Genomic DNA, 6,211 nt, shown 5'->3' on the forward strand with positions numbered 1-6,211 from the left:
ACCCTTCAGCTCGTCGCCACGTCTTCGTGGCGCTTCATCAGCTCACGGCGCAGGATCTTGCCGCTGGGCAGGCGCGGGACCTCGGCGAACGTCACCGTCTTCGGGCACTTGTAGTGGCCGAGGCGGTCCCGGCAGTAGGCGATCAGCTCGCCGGCCAGTTCCGGCCGGGCCACCCCGGCGGGCTGCACCACCGCGTGCACCCGCTGGCCGAACTCCGCGTCCGGCACGCCGATGACGGCGACGTCCTCCACCGCGGGATGCAGCGCCAGCACGTCCTCTATCTCGCGCGGATAGATGTTGACGCCGCCGGACAGGATGAGGTCGGTGCGCCGGTCGGAGAGGTAGAGATAGCCCTCCTCGTCCACCTGCCCGAGGTCGCCGAGCGTGCTCCAGCCGCGGTCGTTGTAGACGCTCGCGGTTTTCTCCGGATCGCGGTGGTAGGCGAACCGGCGGGTGCCGCCGAACCACACCGTGCCGACCTCACCCGGGCCCAGCTCGGTGCCCTCGTCATCGCAGACGTGCACCTCGCCCAGCACCGGCTTGCCGACGGAACCCTTGTGCGCCAGCCAGTCCGGCGTGTCGATCAGGCAGAACCCGCTGCCCTCGCTGCCCGCGTAGAACTCGACGAGCTTCGGGCCGAACCAGTCGATCATCTTTTCCTTGACCTCGACCGGGCAGGGCGCGGCCGCGTGCACGACGACCCGCAGGCTCGAAACGTCGTAGCGGCGACGGGTTTCGGCGGGCAGCTTCAGCATCCGCACGAACATCGTCGGCACGAACTGCCCATGCGTCACGCCGTACCGCTCGATCAGCCGCAGCGTGTCCTCCGCGTCGAACTTCTCCATCACCACGACGGTGCCGCCGTTGCGCACGGTTCCGGTCGTCCAGCCGAGCGGCGCGGCGTGGTAGATCGGGCCGGGGCTGAGGTAGACGGTGTCCCTGCCGAACCCGAACCGCCCGGCCATCAGGTGGTCGATGGGCAGCCCGGTGCCGAACGGGGCTTCGGGCAGCTCCGGCAGGATTCCCTTGGGGCGCCCGGTGGTTCCCGACGAGTAGAGCATGTAGCAGCCCTCGGTCTCGTCTTCGACCGGATCGTCCGGAAAGGACGCCGCCGCGTCGTCGAGGCTCGCCACCCCGTCGACGTGCCCGCCGGTCACCAGCCGGTCCAGCCCGCCCGCGATGGCCGAGGCGAGCGGCTCCAGGTCCACTTCGGACACCAGCAGCCGCGCCTCGCAGTTTTCCACGATGTAGGCGGCTTCGGACTCGGCCAGATGCCAGTTCACGGGCGTGTACAACAGTCCGCACCGCTGGGCCGCCCACACCACCGGGAACACCTCCAGCGTGTTGCCGAACAGCAGCGCGATGTGGTCGCCCGGACGCAGCCCACGGTCGCGGAAGAGCCGCGCGATCCGGTTCGAGCGTGCTTCGAGCTCGCGATAGGTCAGCGTGGCACCCGTCGCGCCCATGACGATCGCCGGTTTGCCGCCCAGTTCCCCGGCGAGGCGAGTCAGCTGCATCCCGTCACCTCAGCGCGGGCCGAAACGCTGGGCGCCGTCGATCCGGATGACCTCGCCGTTGAGATAGTCGTTCTCCGCGATGCTCTGCACCAGTTGCGCGTACTCGGCCGGCTCGCCCATCCGCTTCGGGAACGGCACCGCCGTGCCCCACTTCTCTTGCGCGGCCTCCTTTTCCATCCGGAACGCCGGAGTGAAGAAGGTGCCGGGCGCGATGGTCATCACGCGCACGCCGACCGGCGCCAAGTCCCGCGCGGCGACGAGACCGAGACCGACGACGCCGCCCTTGGCCGCCGAATAGTCGGTCTGCCCGATCTGGCCTTCGAACGCGGCGATGCTCGCGGTGTTGACGATCACGCCGCGGCAACCGGAGTCGTCCGGCTCGGTGCGCGCCATCGCGGACGCGGCCAGTCGCAGGACGTTGAAGGTGCCGCTGAGATAGATCTTGACGGTGCGCTCGAACAGCTCCAGCGAATACGGTTCCCCCGCGCGGTCGAGCACCCTGCTGCCCGCGACGGGCCCGCCGTGCGCCGAGACCGCGACCCGCAACGGGCCTGCCTCCTGCGCCGCGGCGATCGCGTCCCGGGTGGATTGTTCGTCGGTGACGTCGGTGTGCACGTACCGCACCGCGCCGCCGAGTTCCGCGGCGAGCGCCTTGCCCTGGTCGTCGGCGAGATCGGCCACGACGACCGTCATCCCGGCCCCGGCCAGCCTGCGGACGGTCGCGCCGCCCAGTCCGCCGGCGCCTCCCGTCACGATCGCGGAACCACCCTCGAGCCGCATCGCGGACCTCCTGACTCTTGCCTCGTTGTCACCTCCGGACGCTAATGTGTTTAGTTAGATTCTTCAACCTCGGTTGCAAAAGGAGACGAAGATGGAGTGGGGTCTTCCCTGGCCCGGCGCGGAGATCGCGGCGGAGGCGGAGAAAGCCGGCGCCGCCGCGTTCTGCGCGGGCGAGTTCGCCGATCACAACGCCTACCTCAGCACGGCCGAAATGGCGGCCGGCACCACCACGGCGCAGGTCGGCCCCGGCATCGCCTACGCCTTCGCGCGCTCGCCGTTCGTGCACGCGTCGGCGATCCGGCACCTGTCCAAGACCGCGCCGGGGCGGTTGTTCCTCGGCCTCGGCGCCGGCACCCGCCGGATGAACCAGGACTGGTTCGTGGCCGAATCGGGTTCGCCCGCGAAGCGGATGGCGGAGCTGATCACCGCGATCCGCGCCTACCTCACCGCCGAGAACTGGTCGCACATCGAGACACAGGGTGAGTTCTACCCGGTCAAGGCCGACATCCGGGCACCAGTGCTGGGCCGCCTGGACGTGCCGATCCTGGTCGGCGCGTTCAACAAGATCATGATCCGTACGGTGGGCAGGGCGGCCGACGGCGTGCTCGGCCACGGCCTGTTCACCGACGCGTGGTGGAGCGAGGTCGTCGAGCCCGCGCTCGCGGCCGGTGCCGCGGAGACCGGGCGCGACGCGGCGGAGATCCGCCGGTGGGGCTGGGTGATCACCGCGATCAACGACGAGGACCCGGACCGGGCCCGGCTCGACGCGCGGCGCCAGATCGCCTTCTACCTCACCGTGAAGACCTACGACCGGCTCGTCGAACTGCACGGCTGGCAGGCGCAGGTCGAGGCGATCCGGCAGGCGTTCCGGGCCGGGGACAACGACGCGATGGCCGCGGCGGTGACCGACGAGATGCTCGCCGAAATCGCGGTGTGCGGCACGACCGGCGAAGCCCTCGCCACGATCGACCGCCGGAAAGCGCTGCCACAGCTGGCTTTTCTGGCCACACCGTCCTTTCTGGTCGGACCGAAGCGCCAGGCGCACTACGCCCGCGCCGCCGTCGCGACCATGGAACAGCTCGACCGGCGCTGACGCGCGTGGCCCGTCAACGAGCGTTGCCGGGCTTGAACCGACGCGTGATCTCCGCGGGATCCGAACGCCAGCGGAGCTTCGCGTCGGTCTCGGCCGCCAGCGCATGGGCCAGCGACACGCCGTCACCGGAGTCGAGCAGGTCCAGCGTGGTGCGGACCGCGCCGGGGTGCGCGCGCCCGATCCGCGCGGCGACCTCGCGCGCCCGCGGGATCAGCTCCTCGTGCGGCAGCACTTCGTTCACCAGCCCGGTGCGCAGCGCTTCCGCCGCGCCGATCGGCTCACCGGTCAGCATCATCTGCCGGGCCATCCTGGTGCCGACGGCCCGCGGCAGGAGCGCGCTCATCCCCCACCCCGCGAGCAGCCCGATGCTCGCGTGCGTGTCGGCGAACGTCGCACGTTCCGAGGCCAGCACGAACGAGCAGCTCAGCGCTATCTCCAGGGCACCGGTGTAACAGGCGCCGTTGACCGCGCAGATGACCGGGACCCGCAGCGCGCGCAGCACCTGGGCGGGGTCGGGATACTCACGGGCGGCGGGCTTGCCGTTCAGGCTCTCCTTGAGATCGAGCCCGCCGGAGAAGGCCGGATCGCGACCGGTCAGCACGACGGCCGTGACTTCCGGGTCCGTGTCGGCCTTACGCAGCGCGCGGCGCAAGGCGCGGCGCATCGGCTCGCTCAGCGCGTTGCGGGCGGCCGGACGGTCGAGGGTCAGCCAGACCGTGCCCCCGTCCCGCTCGACGAGGACCTCTCCGGCGTCCGACGGTGTCGCCGCGTCCATCCCGTACCACCCTCCGATACTGTTCCTCGCGGACCAGTTTGTATAGATTAACCATATTAATGCTGAACCTGACAGTGGAGGAAGTTCGCGATGACCGACGCCGTCCTGGTCGAAGAACGTGGCAGGATCCTGATCGTCACCATCAACCGGCCGGAGGCGCGCAACGCCATCGACGCCGCGGTGACCAGGGGTGTCGCGGCCGCGCTGGACGAACTGGACTCCCGCAAGGACCTGTCCATCGGCATTCTGACCGGCGCCGGCGGCACGTTCTGCGCGGGTATGGACCTCAAGGCGTTCCTCCGCGGCGAGAACGTCACCATCGAGGGCCGTGGCCTGGCAGGCATGGCCGAAACGCCCCCGCGCAAGCCGATGATCGCCGCGGTCGAAGGGTACGCGCTGGCCGGGGGCTGTGAGCTGGTGCTGGCCTGTGATCTGGTGGTCGCCGCCGAGGACGCGAAGTTCGGCATCCCCGAGGTGAAACGCGGGCTGGTGGCCGGTGCCGGTGGCCTGCTCCGGCTGCCCGCGCGCATTCCCCGCCAGCTGGCCATGGAGTTCGCGCTCACCGGCAACTTCTTTTCGGCCGCCGACGCGCACCGCTACGGCCTGGTCAACCACATCGCCGCCCCCGGCGAGGCGCTCGCGGGCGCGATCACCCTCGCGGAGCAGATCACCAAGAACGCCCCGCTCGCCATCCAGGCCACCAAGGAGATCATCAACCGCTCGAGCGACTGGACCAGCGACGTCGCGTTCGCCCGGCAGCAGGAGATCATGAAGCCGGTGTTCGAATCCAGCGACGCCCGCGAGGGCGCGCAGGCCTTCGCCGAAAAGCGGGACCCCGTCTGGCGGGGCGAGTAACGGCCGATGTCCACTTCGCTCAACGGCGCACCGGCGCGGCACGACCTGGCCACGCTGGTCGCGATACTCGATCTCGAACCGATCGAGCGGGATCTGTTCCGCAGCAGGCGGACAGGTGTCGCCGGACGCCGGTTGTACGGCGGCGAGGTCGCCGCGCAGGCGCTCGTCGCCGCCGAACGCACAGCCGGCGAGGACGTGGGTGTCCACTCGCTGCACGCGTATTTCCTGCGCCCCGGCGACGCCGGGCACAAGGTCGTGTACCGGGTGGACACCTTGCAGGACGGGCGGAACTTCCGGCGCAGGCGGGTCACGGCCGTGCAGCACGGCGAACCCATCCTTTGCCTGGATACGTCCTTCACCACCGACCGTTCCGGCGCGGGCAACCACGAAACGCCACCCGGCGCGCCGGATCCGGAAGACTGCCCGGACGCCGGAGACACGTTCCCGAGCGGGACACCGCACCCGGCCACGATGTTCGACCTGCGGGCCGTCGAAGACGGCCATGAGGTGCTGCATCCCTTCCTGCGGGACATGCTGTGGTTCCGGCTGCGTGGCGAGGGGTTCGACGGGCGGGTGAGCACCGCCGCGGTGCTCACCTACATCAGCGATCTCTCGCTGGTGGCCACCGTGCGGCGCGCGTCCGGCCGCGCCGACGTGAGCCATCTGACCTCGCTGGACCACGTGCTGTGGTTCCACAACGAGCCGCGGTTCGACGACTGGCTGCTCTACGCCAAGTCGTGCCCGGCCGTCGGCGAACTGCGCGGGCTGGCCACCGGCCGGATCTTCCACCGCGACGGCACGCTGATCGCGTCCGCCGCGCAGGAGGGTCTGCTGCACGCACGGCGCTGAACCGGTTCCGGGCGTGCTCGCGCGCGCCCGGAACCAGCGGGGTCAGCGGCGCCGGTCGACCCAGATGTCCAGTTCCAGATCCTCTTCGCTGCCGCCGAGGCGGTATTTCGCGAAGTCGGTGACTCCCTCGGCGGCGAGCACCTCGTCGTCGATGAAGAAGTTGCCGGTCACCTCGGCGCTCGGCTTGGTCAGGATCACGTGCGCGGCGTCGGCCATGATCTCCGGCTTCCGGCTGCGCTGGGCCACCTCGGCCCCGATCACGTTCCGCACGGCCGCGGTGTCGATGGTGGTGCGCGGCCACAGCGAGTTCGCCGCGATGCCGTGCGCCCGCAGTTCCGCGGA

At 70.3% G+C, this 6,211-nt stretch carries 6 protein-coding genes and 1 pseudogene; 3 read left to right on the forward strand and 4 right to left on the reverse strand.

Going from position 1 to position 6,211, the window contains the following annotated elements; translation table 11 throughout:
• Window positions 1–5 precede the first annotated feature (5 nt).
• Both VHD82_RS25945 and VHD82_RS25950 read right to left on the reverse strand, forming a co-directional pair.
• Complete coding sequence (locus tag VHD82_RS25945; protein ID WP_325709243.1) at window positions 6–1,517, reverse strand: acyl-CoA synthetase; 1,512 nt, start codon at window positions 1,515–1,517, stop codon at window positions 6–8.
• Between the two features lie 9 nt (window positions 1,518–1,526).
• Window positions 1,527–2,297 carry an SDR family NAD(P)-dependent oxidoreductase gene (locus VHD82_RS25950; protein ID WP_325709246.1) on the reverse strand — a complete coding sequence of 257 codons (771 nt, stop codon included), beginning with the start codon at window positions 2,295–2,297 and terminating at the stop codon, window positions 1,527–1,529.
• Window positions 2,298–2,388: 91 nt separating this feature from the next.
• On the opposite strand from VHD82_RS25950, the gene VHD82_RS25955 reads away from it, so the two are divergent.
• Window positions 2,389–3,390: an LLM class flavin-dependent oxidoreductase gene (locus VHD82_RS25955; RefSeq protein ID WP_325709249.1), complete on the forward strand. Its 1,002-nt coding sequence runs from the start codon at window positions 2,389–2,391 to the stop codon at window positions 3,388–3,390.
• Window positions 3,391–3,403: 13 nt separating this feature from the next.
• Here the strand turns inward: VHD82_RS25955 and VHD82_RS25960 are convergent, their stop codons facing one another.
• Window positions 3,404–4,165, reverse strand: a complete 762-nt coding sequence (locus VHD82_RS25960) for an enoyl-CoA hydratase (protein WP_325709252.1) — start codon at window positions 4,163–4,165, stop codon at window positions 3,404–3,406.
• 90 nt (window positions 4,166–4,255) lie between these two features.
• Between VHD82_RS25960 and VHD82_RS25965 the strand changes: the two genes are divergently transcribed.
• A complete protein-coding gene (locus tag VHD82_RS25965; protein ID WP_325709255.1) occupies window positions 4,256–5,020 on the forward strand; it encodes a crotonase/enoyl-CoA hydratase family protein in 765 nt (254 codons plus the stop codon).
• 6 nt (window positions 5,021–5,026) lie between these two features.
• On the forward strand, window positions 5,027–5,869 hold the full coding sequence (locus VHD82_RS25970) for an acyl-CoA thioesterase (RefSeq protein ID WP_325709258.1): 843 nt from the start codon (window positions 5,027–5,029) through the stop codon (window positions 5,867–5,869).
• A gap of 42 nt (window positions 5,870–5,911) precedes the next feature.
• Here VHD82_RS25970 and VHD82_RS25975 read toward each other — a convergent pair.
• Window positions 5,912–6,211: pseudogene (locus VHD82_RS25975) on the reverse strand (short chain dehydrogenase); the annotation flags it as partial.

This window comes from Amycolatopsis sp. (assembly GCF_035546795.1).
In the GTDB taxonomy this organism is placed as follows: Bacteria; Actinomycetota; Actinomycetes; order Mycobacteriales; family Pseudonocardiaceae; genus Amycolatopsis_E.

Coding starts and splice junctions, on each gene's coding strand:
- VHD82_RS25945 (WP_325709243.1), bottom strand. CDS start 1,517: ATGCAGCTGACTCGCCTCGCCGGGGAACTGGGCGGCAAACCGGCGATC.
- VHD82_RS25955 (WP_325709249.1), top strand. CDS start 2,389: ATGGAGTGGGGTCTTCCCTGGCCCGGCGCGGAGATCGCGGCGGAGGCG.
- VHD82_RS25965 (WP_325709255.1), top strand. CDS start 4,256: ATGACCGACGCCGTCCTGGTCGAAGAACGTGGCAGGATCCTGATCGTC.
- VHD82_RS25960 (WP_325709252.1), bottom strand. CDS start 4,165: ATGGACGCGGCGACACCGTCGGACGCCGGAGAGGTCCTCGTCGAGCGG.
- VHD82_RS25950 (WP_325709246.1), bottom strand. CDS start 2,297: ATGCGGCTCGAGGGTGGTTCCGCGATCGTGACGGGAGGCGCCGGCGGA.
- VHD82_RS25970 (WP_325709258.1), top strand. CDS start 5,027: ATGTCCACTTCGCTCAACGGCGCACCGGCGCGGCACGACCTGGCCACG.